16 protein-coding genes are annotated in these 20,947 nt (G+C 64.1%); 4 read left to right on the forward strand and 12 right to left on the reverse strand.

Annotated features, from left to right (window positions below):
• Positions 1–130: 130 nt before the first annotated feature.
• The 6 genes from dhaL to AC1RUK_RS05645 form a co-directional block, all read right to left on the reverse strand.
• Positions 131–793, reverse strand: a complete 663-nt coding sequence (gene dhaL, locus AC1RUK_RS05620; RefSeq protein ID WP_481836434.1) for a dihydroxyacetone kinase subunit DhaL — start codon at positions 791–793, stop codon at positions 131–133.
• A gap of 11 nt (positions 794–804) precedes the next feature.
• A complete protein-coding gene (locus AC1RUK_RS05625) occupies positions 805–1,797 on the reverse strand; it encodes a dihydroxyacetone kinase subunit DhaK (RefSeq protein WP_481836433.1) in 993 nt (330 codons plus the stop codon).
• Positions 1,798–1,819: 22 nt separating this feature from the next.
• On the reverse strand, positions 1,820–2,590 hold the full coding sequence (locus tag AC1RUK_RS05630; RefSeq protein WP_481836432.1) for an SDR family oxidoreductase: 771 nt from the start codon (positions 2,588–2,590) through the stop codon (positions 1,820–1,822).
• Between the two features lie 62 nt (positions 2,591–2,652).
• Positions 2,653–3,639: a substrate-binding domain-containing protein gene (locus tag AC1RUK_RS05635; RefSeq protein WP_404278881.1), complete on the reverse strand. Its 987-nt coding sequence runs from the start codon at positions 3,637–3,639 to the stop codon at positions 2,653–2,655.
• A gap of 135 nt (positions 3,640–3,774) precedes the next feature.
• Positions 3,775–4,779: an ABC transporter permease gene (locus AC1RUK_RS05640; RefSeq protein ID WP_481836431.1), complete on the reverse strand. Its 1,005-nt coding sequence runs from the start codon at positions 4,777–4,779 to the stop codon at positions 3,775–3,777.
• A gap of 40 nt (positions 4,780–4,819) precedes the next feature.
• Positions 4,820–6,298, reverse strand: a complete 1,479-nt coding sequence (locus tag AC1RUK_RS05645; RefSeq protein WP_481836430.1) for a sugar ABC transporter ATP-binding protein — start codon at positions 6,296–6,298, stop codon at positions 4,820–4,822.
• A 256-nt stretch (positions 6,299–6,554) separates the two neighbouring features.
• Between AC1RUK_RS05645 and AC1RUK_RS05650 the strand changes: the two genes are divergently transcribed.
• From AC1RUK_RS05650 to AC1RUK_RS05660, 3 genes are all read left to right on the forward strand, one after another.
• Positions 6,555–7,952, forward strand: coding sequence for an FAD-binding oxidoreductase (locus AC1RUK_RS05650; RefSeq protein ID WP_481836429.1), 1,398 nt, complete (start codon positions 6,555–6,557; stop codon positions 7,950–7,952).
• Positions 7,953–8,482: 530 nt separating this feature from the next.
• On the forward strand, positions 8,483–11,032 hold the full coding sequence (locus tag AC1RUK_RS05655) for a caspase family protein (RefSeq protein WP_481836428.1): 2,550 nt from the start codon (positions 8,483–8,485) through the stop codon (positions 11,030–11,032).
• Positions 11,029–11,334, forward strand: a complete 306-nt coding sequence (locus AC1RUK_RS05660) for a hypothetical protein (protein ID WP_481836427.1) — start codon at positions 11,029–11,031, stop codon at positions 11,332–11,334. Before AC1RUK_RS05655 ends, AC1RUK_RS05660 begins: the two co-directional genes overlap by 4 nt.
• Before the next feature lie 207 nt (positions 11,335–11,541).
• On the opposite strand, the gene AC1RUK_RS05665 is transcribed toward AC1RUK_RS05660, so the two are convergent.
• The gene (locus tag AC1RUK_RS05665; protein WP_481839567.1) at positions 11,542–12,123 is read right to left on the reverse strand and encodes a DUF6931 family protein; all 582 of its coding nucleotides are present in this window, start codon (positions 12,121–12,123) and stop codon (positions 11,542–11,544) included.
• Positions 12,124–12,304: 181 nt separating this feature from the next.
• Between AC1RUK_RS05665 and AC1RUK_RS05670 the strand changes: the two genes are divergently transcribed.
• Complete coding sequence (locus AC1RUK_RS05670; RefSeq protein WP_481839566.1) at positions 12,305–12,841, forward strand: OmpA family protein; 537 nt, start codon at positions 12,305–12,307, stop codon at positions 12,839–12,841.
• A 48-nt stretch (positions 12,842–12,889) separates the two neighbouring features.
• Here AC1RUK_RS05670 and AC1RUK_RS05675 read toward each other — a convergent pair whose 3' ends face one another.
• The 5 genes from AC1RUK_RS05675 to AC1RUK_RS05695 all read right to left on the reverse strand — a co-directional run bounded on the left by AC1RUK_RS05675 (position 12,890) and on the right by AC1RUK_RS05695 (position 20,863).
• Complete coding sequence (locus AC1RUK_RS05675) at positions 12,890–14,536, reverse strand: caspase family protein (RefSeq protein WP_481836426.1); 1,647 nt, start codon at positions 14,534–14,536, stop codon at positions 12,890–12,892.
• Positions 14,537–14,748: 212 nt separating this feature from the next.
• Entirely contained in the window at positions 14,749–17,112 is a 2,364-nt protein-coding gene (locus AC1RUK_RS05680) for a M23 family metallopeptidase (RefSeq protein WP_481836425.1), read from the reverse strand.
• Complete coding sequence (locus AC1RUK_RS05685) at positions 17,109–17,519, reverse strand: DUF1036 domain-containing protein (RefSeq protein ID WP_192182784.1); 411 nt, start codon at positions 17,517–17,519, stop codon at positions 17,109–17,111. Before AC1RUK_RS05685 ends, AC1RUK_RS05680 begins: the two co-directional genes overlap by 4 nt.
• 165 nt (positions 17,520–17,684) lie before the next feature.
• Positions 17,685–20,084: a serine/threonine-protein kinase gene (locus tag AC1RUK_RS05690; RefSeq protein ID WP_481836424.1), complete on the reverse strand. Its 2,400-nt coding sequence runs from the start codon at positions 20,082–20,084 to the stop codon at positions 17,685–17,687.
• Positions 20,084–20,863, reverse strand: a complete 780-nt coding sequence (locus AC1RUK_RS05695; protein ID WP_481836423.1) for a PP2C family protein-serine/threonine phosphatase — start codon at positions 20,861–20,863, stop codon at positions 20,084–20,086. The genes AC1RUK_RS05690 and AC1RUK_RS05695 overlap by 1 nt, the downstream gene beginning before the upstream one ends.
• Positions 20,864–20,947: the final 84 nt, after the last annotated feature.

Below are 20,947 nucleotides of genomic sequence, written 5' to 3' on the forward strand. Positions count from 1 at the left end.
TCGCCAAGATGAGCGTAAATGGCGGAACACTCAATCTTGGCCTGATGGGGCTTGGTCCGATCGGGCACCAACCCGGCTTCCGGCTGGGAATCAGCCGGAAGCCAGTGCTCGGGAGGAGCCCTGTTCGTGTTCAGCGTCCCGCGGTCGCGGACAGCTGCAGTTTCTGCTTGGCGCCATGCGCCAGGGTTTCCAGGATCAAGGCGCAGGACGTGGCGCCGGCGTCGAGGACACCGACCGAGCGCTCGCCGAGACGGCTGGCGCGGCCGACCCGCGCCACCAGATCCTTTGTGCTGTCACGGCCTTTTTCAGCCGCGACGACCAGTGCATCCAGGGCTTCCGGGAACGGCTTGCCGCCGGCATTGGCGGCGTCGAAGGCCTCGATGGCCGGGACGAGCGTGTCGAGCAGCGTCTTGTCGCCGACCTTGGCCGAGCCGATCGACTGGATACCGTCGAGACCGTTGGTGAGCATGGCGCTGAACGTCCTGGCATCGATCGACGGGGAACCCTCGATCGTTTCGGCGAATTGCGTGAACATGACGCCATAGAGCGGACCCATCGAGCCGCCGATCTCGGTCATCAGCACGGTGCCCAGCGTGTCAAAGGCCGTGGCCAGCGACATGTCGTTGCCCCGGATCCTGTCCGCCGCCATGCCGAAACCCTTGGCCATGTTGACACCGTGGTCGCCGTCACCGATCTTGCCGTCGATCTCGCTGAGATAGGCCCGGTTCTCGATGATCCTGTCGGCCAGCGAGAGAACGATGTCGCCGGCGGACGCGTTTTCAAACTGCTGCATGCGCCTGTTTCCTAAAGCCTTGCCGGACAATCGACATCGACGTCCAGCAATCGTTTCAGCTCGGTGTCGAGCGCCATGACCGTCAGCGTGGCGCCGACCATTTCCAGCGAGGTGAAATAGTTGCCGATATAGGTCTTGTGGATGGTCAAGCCGCGTCCTGTGATCTCCGTCTCGATCGTGTCGTTGAGGATGTAGAGTTCGTTGACCGGGGTTGCGCCGAGGCCGGACACAAGCACCGCCACTTCGGTTCCGGCCGCAAGCGCATGATCGTCGAGGACGACCTTGACCATCTCGCGGGCTATTTCAGCTGCCGGCTTCAGCGGCTCGACCCGCACACCCGGTTCACCGTGGTGGCCGATGCCGACTTCCATCGTGCCCGGCTCGATCAGGAAATTGGGATGCCCGACCGCCGGCAGCGTGCACGGGCCAAGTCCGACGCCGATCGAACGGCAATTGTCGATCGCCCGTTGCGCTATCGCCTGCACCTCCTCGAGGCCGGCGCCTAGCGCGGCCTTGGCGCCGGCGCATTTCCACATGAAGATCTCGCCGGCGACGCCGCGGCGCTTCTCGCGCTCTTCCGGCGGCGCCGAGCAGACATCGTCGTTGGCGACGACGGTCGCGATCTCGATGTCTTCCTTGGCCGCGAGCTTGATGGCCATTTTCACGTTCATGTTGTCGCCGGCATAATTGCCGTACAGGCAGACGACACCCTTGCCGCCATTGGCCTCCCGCGCGGCGTCGAGGAAGCTCTTTGCGGTCGGCGACGAGAAGAGTTCGCCGACCGCGACCGCGTCCAGCATGTTGCGGCCGGTATAGCCGATGAAGGCGGGTTCGTGGCCGGAGCCGCCGCCGGTGATCACGCCAACCTTGCCGCCGACCGGCGCATGGCGGGCGGCGATGACGCGCGGGTTGCTGCCCAGCCTGACCAGGTCGGCGTGCGCCTTGACAAAGCCCTTGACCGTATCCTCGACGACCTCGTCGGGATTGTTGATGAACCGCTGCATTGTTACTCCAATCCTTCGCCGCTCAGACAATGGTGTAGCCGCCGTCGACCAGGAGGTCGGCGCCGTTGATCATGTCGGCGCCGTTCGACGCCAGGAACACCGCCGCCGCGGCGATCTCCTGCGGAAAAGCAAAGCGCCCGGTCGGAATGCGCTGCTTCAGCGCCTCGCCGCGCGGGTTGTCCCAGGCCTTCCTGCCGAGGTCGGTGAGCACCACGGTCGGCGAAATCGTGTTGACCGTGATGCCGTGCTTGCCCCATTCGGCGGCAAGCGTCTTCGACAGGCCGATGACGCCGAATTTCGAGGCGCAATAGGCGGCATGCTGGTCGATCGCGACGCTGCCGGCCTGCGAGGCCATGTTGATGATCTTGCCACCCTTGCCGGCCTTGATCAGGGCGCGCCCGGCAGCCTGGCAGACAAGGAACGTTCCCTTGAGATTGACGTCGATCGTCCTGTCCCAGGCGTCGAGGCTGAGTTCCTCGGCGGGAGCAAGGATGGCGACGCCTGCGCTGTTGACGACGATGTCGATTTGGCCGAAAGCCGCCTGCGCGGCGGCGATCACCGCCTCCACCGACTGTGGATCGGCCACATCGCAGGCGAAGGATTTCGCGCCGTTGCCGAGTTCGTCGGCCTTCGCTCTCGCAACCGATTCATTGATATCGATCACGCCGACGACGGCCCCTTTCGCTGCAAATGCCGAGGCAATGGCGCTGCCGATGCCGGAGGCGCCGCCGGTGACCAGGGCGACCTTGCCGCCCAGCGAAAAATTGAGATCGACATCTATTGAATCGGTCATGGTTCTCTTCTTCCAGTCCTGATGGAAAGTGGGGCGGGCGGACAGCCCGCCCCACTTTTGTATCACTTGCGCGTCGCAAGCAGCTGGTCGACGTTCTCAGCCGTCACCGGTGTCCACGGGACATTGTAGATCTTCTCCTTGCCGTCGTTCCACGGCATGTCCTTGTAGGTTGTCCAGATGTCGGACTGGGGCTTGTAGTCACCCTTCTTGGCATTGAAGATTGCGAGGTCGAGCGCGCCTTGAGCCTGGGCGCGCGCGTCCTGGAGGATCGAGGTCATTTCGCCGGCCTTGACGGCGTGGAGCGCGTCGGTGATGCCGTCGATGCCGGCAATGGCGAAGCTCTTGACGTCAAGGCCGGCGGCCTTGATCGCTTCGATCGCGCCGAGGGCCATTTCGTCGTTCTGGCCGATCACGCCGTTGATCTGCTTCGGGTGGGCGGTCAGCCAGTTCTCCATCAAGGTCTGGGCTTCAGCGCGCGACCAGTTTGCCGTCTGGTCCTCGAGAACCTTGACGTCAGGGCATTCGGCAAGCGCCTTCTTGTTGCCTTCGAGGCGGGAAATCTGCGCGGACTGGCCGACCGGCCCCTCGAGGATGACGACATTGCCCTTGCAGCCGATCTTGTCGAGCACGGTCTTGGCTTCCATGTAGCCCGAGATCGTGTCGTCTGATCCGACATAGGAGGTCAGCAGATCGGAATTGACGCGCGTGTTCGAGCCGATCACCGGAATGCCGGCGTCAGCGGCCGACTGTACGGCGGCGGCGCCGGCGTCGACGTCGATCGGCGCGAAGATGATCGCGTTGTATTTCTGCGTGACCATCGTCTTGAACTGGTCCTGCTGGACCAGCGCATCATAGCGGCCGTCAAAGACCGTCAGCTCGACCTCGCCGCTCTTGACGGCCGGGTGTTCCTGAAGCGCCGCGGCCCAGATCTGCATGAATTCCGCATTCAACCCGTAGGGTGCTGCACCTATCTTGATCTTCTCCTGCGCCATCGCAGACGAGGCCAGCAGCGCGGTCGCGGATGCGAGCGCAATCATCCATCTTTTCATTTTGTTACCTCCACTAAGTGAGCGACCGACATGGTTCGCCTTTCAACGGACGCGCGTGATGCAGGTCCGGTGCCTGAAGGGGCGTTTGTCGAGCATCGATATTGCCAAAGCGGAATCCGCTTTAGGTCCAATGCTCTAAGCCCCGTAGTTCCTCTTCTGGTCGAGCATCACGGCGCCAACGATCAGGGCGCCCTTGAGCACTTGCTGGTAGTAGGATTGGATACCCATGAGATCGAGGCCGTTGTTCATGACGCCGATGATCAGCGCCCCGATCAATGTGCCGGTGACCCGGCCGACGCCTCCGGAAAGACTGGTTCCGCCGATCACCACCGCCGCGATCGCGTCGAGTTCATAGGCGATGCCGGCCTGGGGAAGTGCTGAACCGGTGCGGGCGCTGAGCAGCATTCCGGCGAAACCGGCAAGCCCGCCGGAGATGACATAGACGACGAACTGGATGCGGGTGATGTTGATGCCCGAGGTCCTCGCCGCATGCGGGTTGCCGCCGACGGCATAGATGTAGCGGCCGAAACGGGTCCGGTTCAGGATCCACCACGAGACGGCGAACACGATCGCGAGAATGATGACCGGCGCGGGTATGCCGAAGACGTCGCCCGTGCCGATCCAGCGGAAGGCCGGCGTCAGCGCGGGGACGGGACGGCCTCCGCCGTAGATCAGGGTCAGCCCGCGCGCCGCCGAGAGCATGCCCAGCGTCGTGACGAAGGCCGGCACTGAAAAGCGCGACACGATCAAGCCGGAGACGGCGCCGCAGGCAATGCCGACCAGCAGGCCGATGCCGAGCCCCAGGGCGACGGGGTAGGGCGCGCCGGAAATTCCGGCGGTCGCGGAGCTGGTGACGAAACTGGCGCTGACGATGCCGGCCAGCGCGACAACCGAGCCGACCGAGAGATCGATGCCGCGGGTGAGGATGACGAAGGTCATGCCGATGGCGAGGACGCCGTTGATCGAGGTCTGCAGCAGCACGTTCGAGATGTTGCCGGCGGTCAGGAAGAACTCGTTCGAGACCGACAGAACCGCCACCAGGATCAGGAAGGCGAGGAAGATGCCGTATTCCTGGAGCAACAGCCGGCGCTGCTCGGAACCCAGCCAGCCCTTCGCTTTCTTGTCGTCGCCAACCGACATTACTGACTCCTCTGCCATTGAGCGAACGCCCTGTCCCGGTTCAGGTTGAAAGGTGGACGAGTGATTGGGCATCCGTTTCCTCCCGGCTGAAGATTCCGGCGCTCCTGCCGGCCCGCATCACCATGATCCGGTCCGACATGCCGAGAACTTCGTCGATTTCAGACGAGATCATCACCACCGTGCCGCCGGCGGCGGCGAAGTCGCTGATGATCCGATAGATTTCACGCTTGGCGCCGACGTCGACGCCGCGGGTCGGCTCGTCCAGCAGCAGGACTTTCGGGTTGCGCAGGAACCATTTGCCGAGCACCACCTTCTGCTGGTTGCCTCCCGAAAGACCGGAGACCGGCATGGTGTCGCGCGCCGCCTTGATCTGGAACTGCTCGCGCATGTCGCGGCTTGCCCGCGCCTCGCGCGCCCGATCCATGGCAAAGGCCGGGCTCATTTCGGGCAGGCTCGCCATGCAGATGTTGGCGCGCACGGAGTCGGAGAGATTGAGACCGGTCAGCTTGCGATCCTCGGTGACCAGCGCCAGCCCAAGCGCCATGGCGTCCGCCGGCTTTGAGATGGTGACCTCGGCGCCGTCGACCGCAACACGTCCCGCCGACGGTTTGTCGAGCCCGAACAGGCAGTTGAAGATTTCCGTTCGCCCGGCGCCCATCAGGCCGTAGATGCCGAAGATCTCGCCCTTCCGGACCGAGAAGGAGATATCCTCGATCTTGTTCTGGCAAGAGAGCGCGGCGACCTCGATGCCGGTTTCCGGCGTCGGCGCGTTGGTCTTGACGTACTCCTCCGACAGCTCGCGTCCGACGATCATGCGGATCAGGCCGGGCCGGTCGATGTCCGCAAGCGCGCCGCTGCCGACATAGGCGCCGTCGCGGAAGACCGTGTAGGAATCGGCGATCTGGAAAATCTCCGACAGGCGGTGGGAAACATAGACGATGCCGCGGCCTTGCGCCTGCAGGCGGCGGATCGCGTCGAAGAGGTGCCGGGCCTCGCGCTCGCCGATCGCCGACGTCGGCTCATCCATGAAGATGACCTCCGCGTCATGACTGAGCGCCTTGGCGATCTCGACCAGCTGCATCTGCGCGACCGAGAGGTTCATCATGTAGCTTGTGGCGCGAATATCGAATTCGAGATCGTCCAGCAGCCTTTGCGCGGACCGGTTCATGGCGCGAAAATCGATGCCGCCGAACCGCGCCTTGGCCTCGCGGCCGAGATAGATATTTTCGGCGACCGTCATGTGGGGAACGGGGCTGAGCTCCTGTTCGATGATGGCAATGCCCGAGGCCAGTGCGTCGGCCGGGCTTGCGAATTCCACCTCCTTGCCGCGACGGCGGATTGCGCCGGCATCGCGTTTGAAGATGCCCATCAATATCTTGAGAAAGGTCGACTTGCCGGCGCCGTTGCCGCCGCAGAGCGCATGAACCGTGCCGGCCCGAAGCTGAAAGCGGCCGTCGCGCAAGGCTGCGACGCCACCAAAGGACTTTTTCAGCCCTTCCACCTCGAGCAAAAGCTCCACGTCGTTATCCTCCCAGGCATTCGGCAACCCCTTTGGGGGGCGATCGACACCAGAGCTCCCCGTCTCATATGCCAATGCTGACAATAGTCAGTTGATGATCGACAAATGTCAAGTGAATGATTTTACGATGCCCGGATTGACGGCTTTCCGCCGTGCGTCCAACCTCATTGGCAAGCGTTTTTCATGCAGCACAGACCCAGGCCCCGCCTCCAGGCAGGACGCCGGGAACAGGCTTCTTCCAGGACATCCAGAGCTTATGACGCGACCGGTGGAACAGCTTCTTTCCCAGCTCCATGCGCGGTTCGACACCGCTTCTGTGCTGGTCGGTGACGCGGTCGATCCGCGTTACAGCGACGACCTTTCCGGAAAGAATGGAGTGCGCCCGGAACTCGTCCTGCGTCCGCGCACCACGGCAGAGGTGGCTGAGATGCTGCGGCTCTGCAACGGCATCGGGCAGCGGCTTGTCGTCCATGGCGGCCGCACCGGCCTTGCCGGTGCGGCCCGCGTCGAGCCGGGCGAGGCGGTGCTATCGCTGGAGCGGATGACCGCGATCGAGGCGCCCGACCGCGAGGCGGCGACGATCGTCGCCGAAGCCGGCGTGCCGCTGCAGGTGGTTCAGGATGTGGCCGATATGGCCGGCCTGCTGTTCGGCGTCGATATCGGGGCGCGGGGCACGGCTACCGTCGGCGGCAATGTCGCCACCAATGCCGGCGGTATTCGCGTGCTGCGCTACGGCATGTACCGCGCGCAGGTGCTGGGTCTGGAAGCGGTGCTGGCGGACGGCTCTATCCTGACCTCGCTCAAGGGCCTGCCTAAGGACAATTCCGGCTACGATCTCAACCAGCTCTTCATCGGCAGCGAAGGCACGCTGGGCGTGGTCACGCGCGCCTGCCTGCGGCTGCACCCGAAGCCGGTCACGGAGGTCAACGCCTTCTGCGCGCTGGCCTCGCTCGAAGCGGCAATCGCGCTGCTCGGGCTGCTCAGGCAAAGGCTCGGGCCGTTGCTCTCGGCCTACGAGGTGAACTTTTCGCCACTCTACGGCGCCATGGTCGCCGGCATGCCGGCGCCGGCGCCGCTGCCAGTCGGTTCGCCCGTCTATGTGCTGGCCGAAATACAGGGCACCGAGCCCGACCGGGACGGCGAGCGGTTCGCCGCGGTGTTGATGCAGGCCGTCGAGGAGGGCGTGATCGATGACGTGGTCGTCTCGCAGTCTCCGCGCGAGTTCCGGTCGCTGTGGGACGTGCGAGAAGACGCCAACCGTTTCCTGTTTTCGATCGAGGGCCTGGTCGGCGTCGACATCGGCATCCCGCTGTCGCGGATGTCAGCGTTTCTTCGAGAGGCGGAAGCCGCGATCCGCACCGTCGACCGCAATGCCGAGATCTATATCTTCGGCCATCTTGGCGACGGCAATCTCCACTATCAGGTGCAGACCAGCGAGCCGGCATTGGCCTATGATATCGTCTATCGGGGCGTGGCCGCCGCTGGCGGCGCCGTCTCGGCCGAACACGGCATCGGCCTCGACAAGAAGAAGTGGCTGCACCTGGTGCGCAGCGAGGCCGAGATCGCCGCCATGCGGCGCCTGAAGGCGGCCTTCGATCCGAACAACATCCTCAATCCCGGGCGCATCTTTGACGCCGCGCCTCGAGGTTTCTGACCTCCCGGCAGATCGAGCATCAGCTTGAAAATGCGGTCCATCACTGCCTGTCGCGCATGCCGCGAGCTTGTGGATGCGCTGCGCAGGTGCTTTTGTGCGTCGCGCAGGTGGGGAAGGGGCAATCATGGGGCGGGGATCTGACCGGCAGCCGGAGAATTCTGCTCGGGCACATCTTAAGTGAGGACGGGGGCCGGCCTCCCGGCGAGGCATCGCCTCGTGCTGGCCCGGCTGGTGTTCGCCACCCGAACTTCCTGCGGCGGCCGCACAAGGGCATTGTCCGGCTCTATGCCGACGCGTTGCGCTCCAAATGCATGAAGGACGGCGCCGGTGCGCTCGAATCCGTCGACATCATTGCGGACAGCCCGGCTCTGAGCTAATTTAGAGCCTGATCAGACGAGGAATGTGCCCGCTGTCGCGACGGCTTTTCTCTCTCTTTTCCTGTCTCGGCAGATTGTGACCTTTTTAACAGACCTCGATACCGCAAGCTGCGTTCTTGTGGTCTCCGGGTAATTGCAGTTAAGGGATCTGCCATGCTCCGATGCTGCGCGCTCATTGCAGCCTTGATCCTCGCGGGCTTCACGGCGTTCGAAGCTCGCGCCGATCGAAGGGTTGCCTTTGTCATCGGCAATTCCGACTACCGGGACATTCCGGCGCTGAAGAACCCGGACAAGGATGCCGAGGACGTATCCAAAACGTTTCGGCTGGCCGGTTTCGAGGTCTTCGTCGCCAAGGATCTTACCAAGCTCCAATTCGAGGAGCAGTTTCGCAACTATCTCTCGGCGGCGGACGGCGCGGATCTGTCGGTCGTCTATTATTCAGGCCATGGTTTTCAGGTCGGTGGTGAAAATTTTCTGATCCCGGTCGATGCTTCGTTAAAAAAGGCGGCGGACATCGAGGTACAGGCCATCAAGCTCAACGATGTGCTGGAGCAGTTGCGTTCGAAGTCGAAGATCCAGGTGATCATCCTCGATGCCTGCCGCAACAATCCATTTCCGCGCAAGGACTATTGGCTGAGGGACCAGCTTCTCACCGCAGGCAATACCGGCCTTGCGCAGGTGCGGAGCTCGCTGAACACCTTGATTGCCTTTGCCACCGAACCCGGGGCGGTTGCCTATGACGGCACCGGCGACCTCAGCCCGTTCTCGGCCGCTTTCTCGCGTCGCGCGCTCGCGCCGAACCAGGAAATCCGCACGGTCATGGCGGCGGTGCGCCGGGATGTGGTCGAGGCCACGAAAGGCCTGCAGGTTCCCTGGGAAAACTCGTCGCTGATCGACGAGGTCGTGTTCATGCGCCGGAGCAACCGCCCATCGCTGCCGCCGGTGCTGGAGAAGGTTGTGCTGTCGGGGGTCGGCCCGGTCGATCTCGGCCTGCCGGAACCAGTCGATGTCGACGGTGGAACGATCACCGTGAGTATCGAGAGACCACCCGCGCTCGGGCGCCTGATGCTGGACGGCAAGCCTGTCGAGGCGGGCGAGCCGATCCAGGGCAGGGACCTGCCGCGCCTGAAGATGGATGTCCCCAAGGGTGTCGCCGCGCAGGACGAGGTGGACATGCTGGCCTATGCCACGCATGACAATTGGGGCGGCCAGGCCCAGGGCATACTGGTGTTCCGCGTCAAGAGCGGCGAAGGCGCCGAGGGCCAGCAGGTCATGGCTTCGCTCGAGGCCGAGCAGAAGCAGCAGGTGCTGGAGCGCGGCATTCACATCACCGGTGCGGCCGAAGCGATCGAAAACCGTGACATCGATGTTCCCGTCGGCGTGGGCCCGGTTGCACTGAACCTGGATTTCCCGACTGACGATCCGGCGGTCAGCCTGAAGGTTTCGGGGTATCCAGCAACGGGAACGCTCTCGCTGCCGGATCGAACCCTGTCGCCCGAATCGAGCCTGGTGGCCGGTGAAGTCGACCATTTGCGCTACGAACCCCAGATCGGCGCCGGCGCGCCGGTCACGGTCGGCTTCGAGATCCGGGCGGACGCCAGCTCGTCCAAGCCCGCCACGATGAAACTGTCGCCGAGGGTCGACCCCTGCGATACGGCCGCCGGAGAACCGCTCGACCTGCAGGGCGTCGTCCCCGGCCTGCTGCCGAATGAAATAGGCGCCAAGGCGGTGGAAGTCTGCGAGGCCGCGGTGAAGGCTTATCCGGATGTGCCGCGCTTCCGCTACGAACTGGGGCGCGCGCTGCTTGCGGCCGGCAAGGTCGAGGAAGCGAAGAAGGCCGTCGAGGAGGCCGCCAAGAAGGGACACGTGCGCGCCGTGTTCGAACTCGGCTACATGTATGCGACCGGAACCGGAATGGCCACCGACCGCACCCAGGCCAACGCCCTCTACAAGGCGGCGGCCGACAAGGGCGATCCCTATGGCATGACGTCCTGGGGCCGCGCCCTGTTCAATGGCTATGGCGTCAAGCCTGATACGGCCAAGGGCCTGGATCTGCTGCTCAAGGCGGCGGCGATGGGGCATACCTACGCCATGAACGATCTCGCCGCGATCTTCACCGAGGGCCGCAACGGCGTGACCGCCGATGCGGCTCGTGCCGTCGCCTTCCTGGAGGCCGGCGTGCAGCGGCAGGACATGTATTCGATGAATCTGCTCGGCCGCAATTACCTCAGCGGTCAGGGCGTGGAGAAAGACCCGAAGCAGGCGCAGGCGCTTTTCCAGAAGTCCATGGACCTCGGCCAACCCTACGCTCCGGCCAGCCTTGCGCGCATGTACCGCGATGGCGTCGGCGTGGAGCAGGACCTCGGCGAAGCGCAAAGACTGTTCGAGCTGGCAACCGCGCGAGGCGATCAGTCCGGTGCCTATGACCGCGCGGCCCTCGAAATGCAGAAAGGCGACAGCGCCGATCAGGCACTCGCCGTGCGTTTCCTCGCATTCGCAGTCGCGCTCGATCTGCGCAAGGAGTTGCCGGACGCGCCGAAGATACTGGCGCAATTTGGAGCGAAGCCGAAAACGGCGGCGCTGAAAGAGCTGCGCCAGGAACTCAAGTCGAAGATTCCCGCGTCCGGTTCGGTGGACGCCCAATTGGTCAAGGTGGCCAGGCGAGTCTGGGAAGAAGCCAATCCGCGTCGGGATGTGTTTTGATCAACTGGGAGGCAATGGTGGGCAGGACATCGAAGCAGGCAATCATCGGAACAATTTTGTCCGGCCTTGTGGCAGGGCTCATGGGTTGTACGTCCTTGATGCCCCAGCCTGAACCTACGCCGCTGGTGGCGAAGCCCCAGCCGAAGGTCGTTCGCGCGGTGCCGCCGCCAAAGGTCGTCAAGCAGAAGAAGGTGGTCAAGCCGGTTGAGGAGTCACAGCCGGTTGAGGAAAACCCTGTAAAGCCGCCCATCGTTCCTACAGGTGGAGGCGGAAGCGGCGGTGGCGGTGGCGGTTGGGGATGATTGCAGGCAACCTGTAATCTTGGCGCTCAAGCTGAGCTGACTTCAGGATCGTTTTCTCGAAATCGCGCCTGAGCGGAATTTTCACGCTTTCGCGGTGATCAGCGCATCTGCCCGCCAAGCAGGTGCAGGTGCTCTTTGCTCGCCGCTTGGTGTTGGTATCGGGGCGGCTGTCTTGGCCGGGCGCTCCATGTTCGAAATCGGGCAGAACTAATACGTGGCCGCTGATTGGTGCAGCGCCTCGATTTCCGCCATCTGGATGCCCATCTCGACAAAGGCGGAGAGAACGGCAAAACGGTCATCGAGAGCGACGCGCGCCAGGCCGGCCAGAACCCCTGCGTTGACGGCGTGGGCGGCTGGGAAGGGTTGCAGGTCCGATGCCGCTGCCGGGTCCGTGGCCGCCGGGCCGATATCATCCCATCCCGCGGCCAGGGCGATCCAGCCGCCCGGCGTTGCCGGCTGCATTGCGGCGGCCGTGCTCACCGCCGCGCGATGGTGGGGACTGTCGGGTTCGCCGACCCGATCGCGAACCAATGCAAGCAGTTCCTGGTCATTCCCGTCGAGCAGTTCGGTCAGATGGCTCAGGCACTCATGCGCCCACCAGAGTGCGGCCCGCTCGGGAAGCAGATAGGCGCAGAACGTGATCGCCTCCTCCGGCACGCGGCCGGCGAGGAGGGCGCGGCAGAACTCGATCGAAGCCTGTTCGGTCGGCGCTGTGCGCATGTCCCTGGCAATAGCGGGACAAGCCATGAAAAGATCCCGTGCCGTTTTGAATCGGAGCCCGTTGGCCATGGCCGCCACGCTTTCCCTCAGGAACATCCGCCACTCAAGCGCCGGGCGGGGCGCGGGTCAAGTCTCTCCTTTGGCTAGGTCGCGGCCCGCGAGCCGTGTGCGTTTGTTCACAGACAATCGCCGCAAGATTTGGTATAGTCCGCGGCCGATGAAATCGGATGCTCAGACAGGAGTAACCGCAATGCATTTCGGCAGTTCAGCCCTCGTGTTGGCGGTCGTGGTTTTTGCGACCCACGCCTCCGCTGATCCAACTCAGAAATCGGAAGACATCGTGAAGTTCTTTGCCGGAGCAGGCGATCTCGGCGCGGCGCGCGGCATCTGCGTCGGCACCGAGGAAGAGTGCAGCAGCAAGAGCGAGACGAACAACGCGCCGGCCAAGAAATCCAGCCTCGACATGCTGATCAATTTCGGGCTGGATTCCGCCGACCTCGACGCGACCGCCCGCTCCGAGCTCGACGAGTTCGCCAAGGCGCTGAAAGACAGCCGGCTCAGCACTCTAAGCTTCGTCGTCGAAGGCTACACCGATGCATCCGGCTCGGCCCGATACAACGACGGACTGTCGCAACGAAGGGCACAATCGGTGACCGCCTTCCTGACGTCCAGCGGCGTCGACGTCGCTCGCATCAAGGCGATTGGCATGGGCGAAAACAATCCGCGCGCTGCCAATCCCTATGATCCGGCCAACCGGCGGGTGGAGATGCGCATAAGCGCGCAATAGCCAGCGCCGGCGCGTATCGCGCCGGGCTGTCGAACAGAGCCCGGTCCGTCAGTTCTTGTTGAGCACGCCGCCCACCGCCACGCCGGTGCCGAAGATCAGCGCCTTGGTCAGGAAGTCGTTGTTGTTGTTCTCAGGCGGCGGGGAGTCTTCCCGCCCGACCAAGGTATCGCGGTTGGTGCGCTTCTTCTGAACGACCTGCTGTTGCTTCTTGCGGGGCTTCTGTGCCACCGGCTTTTGCGCGCGGGCCTTCTGCACCGACTGCTTTTTCGGCTGCGCCGGACGAGCCTGATCGGCGGCATGTCTGGCGCGCACGGCGTCCATCATCGGATCCGTCTGGATGACCAGGAACGCCAGTTGCTCCTGCGTCAGGAAGGTGGTCGGCGGCAGCCCGTTCTTCTCCTGCCAGTCGCCGATCGCCTGGCGGGTCTTGGGCCCGATGTTTCCGTCGACGCCACCAAGTTCGTTGCCCAGCGCTTCGACGCGCAACTGCAGGTCGATGCGACCCTCGCGATCGAGACCGATGGCGCTTTCCGTCACCTCGGAACCGAGCGCCTGTTTCATGTCGTCCGAAATGCCGACCGATGTTCGCACGGCCGAGCCGGAGTTGGCGTTCGTTTCGTCCGTATCGAGTGCCGCGACCTGCCGGTCTTCGGTCTTGGGGTCGTTCAATTCATCGATGCTCAGCCGCGCCACGGTGGCGAAGCGGCCACTCGGAAACTGCTCGAGATAGGCTTCGTAGAACGGCACCGAGTTGCGCTTGGAGGCTTCATCCCAGAGGCGCTGCTCGACTTCCCAGGACGGAGGTTCACCAACCACCAGGGCGGGAGCGGCTCCCGACGCGGCGCCTCCTGCGTCGGTGGCCGGCTTTGCCGCGGGCGCCACGACGACAGGTTTGCCGATGAAGACCTCGCGCCCCAGCGATGCGTTGTGCCATGGCCGCTGGCGACCCTTGGTGGTCTCGGTCACTTCGCCGCGCACGCGCGTCAGCGCGCTCTGGATCTCAATGCCTGGTTCGGTCAGGTGCCTGGCGAGCGCGGTGGAGTAGGGACTGTTGACGCCGTTGCCGTCGAAGGCAATGGCGCCCGGATCCGTTGCGTAGGCAATCAGGATGCCGCCGGTGCCGACGCCTTCCGATCTTGCTTCGATCGGCGCCAGGCCTGAGCCCAGCGAGCGCGACTTCGGCAGCGAGGCAGCCAGCGTCCTGGCGAGCGGGTTGTCGCGGCAGGCATCGAGGATGATGACGCCGATTGCAGGGTCGGACGGCAATGCCGCCATGAACTCGTCGATCTGGACTGTACGGGTCTTGAGATAGGCGGGCGACGTCAGTTCGGCGTCGACCGGAATGAGGAAATTCTTGCCGTCGACCTGCATGCCGTGGCCGGCATAGAAAATGACGGCAAGGTCGGCATCGTAGGATTGCTCGGTGAACCGGCTGATCAGGCTGTGCATGCCCGCATTGTCCTGATCCACCCCCTCGATCACCTCGAAGCCGGCATTGCGCAGGGTCGATGCGATCAGGTGGGCATCGTTGGCGGGATTGGGCAAGGCAACCGCATGGACGTATTTGCTGTTGCCGATTACCAGCGCCACGCGTTTGGTGTCGGGCGCGGCAGCATCGGGTGTTGCAGCCTGGGCGCCAAGCGTGGCCAGGACAAACAGGACAATTCCGCTCACAAGGACGGCGAACGCTTTCATGGATCAGCCCTCCGCCCCACAGGGGCGCGCTATTGGTGTCTGCGCATGCTAAACTTTCACTAGCGACACAGTCGCTTCTGCCAAAATGGCTCTTGGCTGTATGTGACCTCGACCACAGTTTTGGTTCACAAAGAGCCCGAAAAAAGTTCGTTATTGTAACACTTGGCGGCAGGAACACCAACGATGACGGCGAAACGCTGCAAGGGGCAGGCTCAAAGTGTCTTCTGAATCGAGCCTATGAGGGCCGTAACGGCCTGCTTGTATTTTTCGAACTCCGGCGATGTCTGGCGGATTTCCACCGTGGTCGTTCCCTGGCCCGTCCCGGTCGTCGGCGGGAGCTTGCGTCCCATTTTCCTTTCGGCCCAGTCGACGACGTAACTGGCGGACTTGCCGGTGAGGAACGGGTTGGCCTGGATGACGGCCGACCCGAGCACGGCGCTCAATTGCGACGACCCCGGCGCCGCCAACACCTGATGCGCGCCTTCCATGCCGAGAAAATGGCAGAGATAGAGCCGGCCGGCAGTGATCTGGTGGCCGCGGGCCCTGAGATAGGCTTCGCCTTCGCGCGCCAGGTTGCGCACCATCTCGCGCGAAAGCGTGGCATCGTAGCGCAGCGCAAGCAGATCGGCGGTCGACAGCGTGCGGGCGAGATCGGGACGGTAGGTGTTCATCATCCGGATCCAGGTCTTTGATATGAACTGGCCGGCGCCGGTTGCCGAAGACAGCGGATTCTTGGCGCGGGCACTGCCGCCGCTTTCGACATGGACGATACGGTCGGTCAGCGTTTCGACGGCAGGATCGCTCGTTGTTGCGATCGCCGCGGTCACCGTGCCGAGCGGATCGATCGCCTGGCCGTTCTGATAGAGTTCGAAATGCAGATGCGGTCCGGTCGACAGGCCGGTGGTGCCGATATAGCCGATGATGTCGCCGGCCTTCACCTTGGTGCCGACACCGCTCGCGATCGCGAATTTCTGCATATGCGCGTAGCGCGTCTCGCGCCCGTTGCCGTTCGCGATCTTCACCAGATTGCCGTAGCCGCCGCCATCGCCCTGGAAGGTGATCTCGCCATCGAAGGCGGCGGCGATCGGTGTCCCCACGGGAGCTGCCCAATCGACGCCCTTGTGGATGCGAACCACGCCCAGAATCGGGTGCTTGCGCGGGCCGAAAGTCGACGTCATAACGCCGTTGACCGGCGTGACCATGCCGTTGGTGACCGTCAGCGAGCGCACTTGATCGTCGCCGCCGACGCAGGCGAACTGGCCGTCGCTCTGCTGGAAGACGAAACAGTCGAGGCTTTTTTCCGTACCTTGCACTCCGACATACAAGACCCGCCCGTCGGTCTCACTCTTGCCGCGCGGCGTCTGCGAATAGATCAGCACCAGACGCTGGTCCTCGCTGGCGAAGGCATCCAGGTCCTGTCCTCTCGACAGATACATGATCGCTTCGCCGATCACGCCGGTCGGAACCTTGTTGCGCGCGGCTGTCGAATAGATTGCGTCGAGCAGGCGATACTGCCGCTTGTGCGTGCCTTCCTCCTGTGCCCCCGAATAGTTGAACAGATCCTCGCGCACCCAGGGGTCGACGCCCGATACGAACGCACCCGCGGCGTTGCGCGTCAGCGTGCCGACAAAGATGTTCTTGGCGTAGATCGAAACCTGCATCAGCGACATCGTCGCCGTCTCGCGCGTCGGCCTGAACCCGCGCATGGCGACGACATAGCCCGGCTCCAGGCCGTCGCGGTTGAACACGGTTTTAAGGGCTTCTCCCGCCTGCCTGGCATCCTCGGCGGAGAAATGCGCGTCGAGCGCAACGCTATCCAGGCTGCGGTCGTTGAGGATCTTCACGAACGTGTCTTCGGTCGCCTCGAAGCGCTGGTACTCGCTGGTGACGGTCGCGACGCTGGTGTTGTTTTCGATCTGGGTCTTCTGGAAGGCGGGAAGGGCGGCCTCGCCGGCATCGATCGTTTCGCCCCAGCCGGCTTCGGGATCGTCGGCGTCTGCCTGCGGCTGCGCACTGGCCGGAGCCTCTCCCCCTGCCGGCGATGGCTGAAGCTCGTTCTGCAGGTCGCTGGCTGGCGCGTCGCTGGACGGCACGTCGCCGGACGGTGGCGGCACGGTCTGCCGCTGCGCCTGGAAGAATGCGAAATCCTCTTGCGTCGACGGTATGGTGGTCATGAATTTTTCGCTGGCGCTGAGCATCACGTCCGACAGGATTTCGATCTGCGGAGAGACGCCGGCCTGATCGAGCTCCGCCGGCCGTGAGATCGACTGGGCCTTCGACGAGGTGTCGGCATCGGGGGCAAGGGTGATCCACATCGGGTCCCCGGCAAGATCGATGATGGCGGGCACGTAGACCGACGCATCGGCCGGCACGTCGTCGGCGCCTTCGACGGCATGCAGTTCCTCGTCCTCGTCGCCGAAGGACCAGTAGTCCGCGGTGAGATAGAAGCCGACGCCCAGCGAAATCACCGCGAGCACGGCAAAGCCGGCAGCGAACCTCAGCCACAGCCTGCGCCTGCGAAGCGCCAGGCGTGCCTGCTTCTTTGCCTTGAAGCTGGTGTCGATGCTGTGCGTCACGGATTGCGTCCGGTCAGGAAAAACGTCCACCGCGCCTGTTCGAGCGTGTCGACTTCGAGAAAGCCCGCGGCGATATGGCCGCGCTGCCAGCATTCATCGATGCCGCGGATCGAGAAGCGCCGCCGCTCGATGCACATTTCGGTCGACCCGTTCAGGATCGCATGACCGAAGACGTCGGTCGCATAGATGTAGACGTAGCGGTTGGTCAGCTCCTCGCGGATGACGTTCACGCACTGGTTCGCGCCGATGGTCCACCAGCCGTCGGTCTGGTCGGCATTGTCGACCTTCTGGCCGACGGCGAGATTGACGACATCGAGCGTCTGGTTGCAGACGGTGAATTCGGCGCGCGCGGGATTGGATGACAGGATGGCCAGCAGTGCCGCGCCCAGGATCACGGCAAGTTTCATGCGAGCGGTCAGCAGCGCTCTATCTCTTTGTTTTGACGCAATTCCGGACGGAAAACCGCTACGCACTTTTCCTGGAATTGCTCTAGCCCAAGCACGCTGTTGCTTGGGCGAGGGGGCGAGCGGGAAGGAAGAACGCATGCGGCGGAGTTCCATCGGGCGCCCATGCTACCCGCCGAGCCGGAAATATTTGGCGGTGGCGGAGAATTCGGATCCGCTGGCCTCGATCTCCTCGAGAATCTTGGGCAGCACGACCGAGGCCGGCGTCGGCGCGGAGAAGGCCGCCGCCTGGATGTCCTGCGGGCCGGTGATCACCAGGATGATCTGCGGCACGGCCTTGCCGGCCGCCTTGTCGGCGGCGCCGAGGCCGATCGGGATTTTGAAGGTCGCCTTGTCCGATTGCACGACCATGCGGTCGTCGAGGTTGAAGGCCATGCCCTTGTGGTCGATCAGCAGCACGCTGGAGACCAGGCCGCCATGCGTCACCAGCGTGCCGCCAATCGGCGAGCCGTCCGGCACCGATGTCCGGTCGAGAACGAGTTCCGGCTTGTCGGTGGCGGTCCGGCCTAGAAAGCCCAGGAAACTGGTAATCTCGCACTGGGTCGGTTCGATGAGGCGGACGCTGATGTCAGGTTCGACATGGAATCTCGCCTGGAAGTCTTGCAGCATGCGCTCGAAGGGCTGGACTTCCGTGCCAAATCCCTCGATCGCAGCGGACTTGTCGGTCGCCGCCGTCAGGGTCGCATAGAAGCAGTCGCCGCCGCTGAAGTCGCGCACCCAGGTGGCGCGCAGCGCCATCGCGCCGACGGGGGGCGGTGCCGGCGGCGTTTCCGGCTTGGGCACGTTCAGGGCGACATCTGTGTCCGGCAGGTTGGCTACAGGCGGTTCGGCCGGTTGCGCCAGTGCGGTCGTGGCTTCCGGCTGGCCTGCCTCGGGTTCGGATACTTGCGCCGTTGCCTTGGGCTTCGCCGGCTGGCTGGCCGGTTGCTCGGGCTCCTTGGTCACCACGATATCCGGCTGGGGCTGGGGCGGCGGCGAAACTTTCTCAGGTGGCGGAACTGGAGCGACCGTGGCGGGCGGCGCAACCGTCTCCTGGCTGTCGCGGGGCACGGTCTCCGGTTGGGGTGCTGGCGGCGCTTTTTCGGTTGGCGCTTGCGTCTCGGTTGCCGTCGGCTTCGGGGTTTCCTCGACCGGTGGGAGAGGTTCGGCCGGCTGCGCAGGCTCCGGCTTTTGGCCGGCCGCGGCATCTGCCGGAACTTCAGCTGGCGGTGCCGTTGTCTGCGCTGGAGGCTGCTCTGGCGGTGTCGGCTTTGCCGATTCCGGCGCGTTGGACGCGCTATCGGACGGGGCCGGCTTTGGTGCCTCCGGCACCGAAAGCGTTGTCTTGCCGGCAGGCGGTGGTGGCGCCGGTGTCAGGATGCCGCTGAGATAGACGCCTGCCCCCGATACCACGGCCAACGCCGCCACGGCGGCGATCGTAAAGGTTAGGGTTTTCGAAGATTTCCCTTGTGCAGCAGGCACGACCGCGCGCGGGGCGGCCGCCGAAGGCCTCGGTTCGGACAGGTGCGCCGGCCGCACATGCGGAACGAAGCGCTGTCCGCCGGGAGCCGTTGAAGGCTGTTCCTGGGCCTTGGAGCCAGGCGCCAGTGTTCCTCCGGCTCGCGGCAAGCGCGGTGCAAACGAGGCCGGCGGCGCCGTTGCTTCGCTATCGGTGTCGTCGCGCGTCATCCTGGCGATTTCCGCCATGCTGGCCGGCCGGCCGCGCGGATCCGGCTGCAGCATCGCTTCGACAATGTCCCTGAAATCGGCATCGATGTCGGAGAGGTCGGGGACGGTCCGGCGCTTTTCCACGATCTCGAACTGGGAGCCGCTCATGTCGATCGGCTTGCCGCGCAGCGCCGCGGCCAGCACCAGTCCCAGGCTGTAGATATCGGACTGCTCGCTGACATCGCCGCTGTAGAGGCCAAGCTGCTCGGGCGAAACGTAATTGTACTTTCCCGCGAACTTTCCGCCGATCAGCGTCTCGCCGCCCACCGTGGCCGAGCGCGCGATGCCGAAATCGATGATCTTGGCGCGGTCGACCCGGCCGCCCGGCAGGATGATGTTATCGGGAGAGAGATCGCGGTGTATGGCTCCGGCCTGGTGCACCGCGCTCAGGCCGGAGGCGAGGCGATGGCAGAGCTTGCGCACGTCCTGCAGCGCCATGGCGCCGCGCCGCATGACGTCGAACAGCGATTCACCGTCGACGAACTCCATGGCGAGGTAGGGACGGCCGATGCCTGGATCGATGGTGAAGACGTGATAGCGAACGACCGCGTCATGCGACAGGTGATTGAGGATCGACGCTTCCTTCTTGAACAGGGACAGGATCGTCTGGTCGCGGGCGAACTCGGGCAAGACAATCTTGATCGCGACATGGTCGCCGGTCTGGATGTTGTGGCCACGGTAGACCTCGCCCATGCCGCCGAATGCAATGCGCTCGTCGAGTTCGTAGATGCCGCTGAGCTGCGTGCCCACGCCGGTGCTGGCCAGGTTCGGCGAGATTCGCGTCTTGTCGTCGGGGCTCATCAGCCGCTATTCCCCGCTCTGGACCGGTCCGGATGCAGCGTCTGCCCGTTGCGCGCATCTCCGATCCTCACCAGCACGATGGTGACATTATCCGTTCCGCCGCGCGCCAGCACCGTTTGAAGCAGGCTTTCGCATGCCGCGCGCGGTTTGCCCGACACCGCGGCAGCCTCGATCTCGGCGTCGGAGACATGCGCGGTCAACCCATCGGTGCCCAGCACGAAAATGTCGCCCGGCATGAGCTCGCCCTGCTGGAAATCGATGACGACATCATCGCTGACACCGACCGCGTGGGTGATGACATTGCGGCGCGGCCAGGTCAGCGCTTCGGCTTCGCTGATGACGCCGCGGTCGAGAAGCTCCTGAACCTCGGTATGGTCCCTCGAAACCTGCGAGATCGTGGCGTTGCGGATCAGATAGATGCGGCTGTCGCCTGCCCACAGGCAGGCAAAGCGTCCATCCATCGCCAGAAGGGCGGCGAAGGTAGAGCCGATGGTAATGCCGCGCGTTCGCGATATCCGGCGGATTTCGGCATTGGCCCGGCTCAGCCTGTCCTCGAAGCGTGCACGAAGATCCGGTGCGGAACTTGCTATACCGATCGTTGCCAGATGATCGACGATGCTGGCCGAAGCAACCTCTCCGGCCTCGTGTCCACCCATGCCGTCGGCCACCACCCAGAGGCCGGTTTGCGGCTCGACCAGATAGTTGTCCTCATTGTGCTCGCGCACACAGCCCTTGTGACTGACGCCGAAGCTTTCAAAGGGAAGGGCGACATTGTTCAATTTGCCACCAAGCGCTTCTCAAGCGTCCTCTGTGGCGCACCGTCGGGCGCTCGCATGCGCCAGTCTGCCACAAGCACGAACATT

The organism is Mesorhizobium monacense (assembly GCF_056781675.1).

What these genes read in the sequence shown, in the direction of transcription:
- AC1RUK_RS05670 (WP_481839566.1), top strand. Translation starts at nt 12,305, where the DNA reads ATGCATTTCGGCAGTTCAGCCCTCGTGTTGGCGGTCGTGGTTTTTGCG.
- AC1RUK_RS05630 (WP_481836432.1), bottom strand. Translation starts at nt 2,590, where the DNA reads ATGACCGATTCAATAGATGTCGATCTCAATTTTTCGCTGGGCGGCAAG.
- AC1RUK_RS05690 (WP_481836424.1), bottom strand. Translation starts at nt 20,084, where the DNA reads ATGAGCCCCGACGACAAGACGCGAATCTCGCCGAACCTGGCCAGCACC.
- AC1RUK_RS05650 (WP_481836429.1), top strand. Translation starts at nt 6,555, where the DNA reads ATGACGCGACCGGTGGAACAGCTTCTTTCCCAGCTCCATGCGCGGTTC.
- AC1RUK_RS05635 (WP_404278881.1), bottom strand. Translation starts at nt 3,639, where the DNA reads ATGAAAAGATGGATGATTGCGCTCGCATCCGCGACCGCGCTGCTGGCC.
- dhaL (WP_481836434.1), bottom strand. Translation starts at nt 793, where the DNA reads ATGCAGCAGTTTGAAAACGCGTCCGCCGGCGACATCGTTCTCTCGCTG.
- AC1RUK_RS05685 (WP_192182784.1), bottom strand. Translation starts at nt 17,519, where the DNA reads ATGAAACTTGCCGTGATCCTGGGCGCGGCACTGCTGGCCATCCTGTCA.
- AC1RUK_RS05625 (WP_481836433.1), bottom strand. Translation starts at nt 1,797, where the DNA reads ATGCAGCGGTTCATCAACAATCCCGACGAGGTCGTCGAGGATACGGTC.
- AC1RUK_RS05655 (WP_481836428.1), top strand. Translation starts at nt 8,483, where the DNA reads ATGCTCCGATGCTGCGCGCTCATTGCAGCCTTGATCCTCGCGGGCTTC.
- AC1RUK_RS05675 (WP_481836426.1), bottom strand. Translation starts at nt 14,536, where the DNA reads ATGAAAGCGTTCGCCGTCCTTGTGAGCGGAATTGTCCTGTTTGTCCTG.
- AC1RUK_RS05640 (WP_481836431.1), bottom strand. Translation starts at nt 4,779, where the DNA reads ATGTCGGTTGGCGACGACAAGAAAGCGAAGGGCTGGCTGGGTTCCGAG.
- AC1RUK_RS05665 (WP_481839567.1), bottom strand. Translation starts at nt 12,123, where the DNA reads ATGGCCAACGGGCTCCGATTCAAAACGGCACGGGATCTTTTCATGGCT.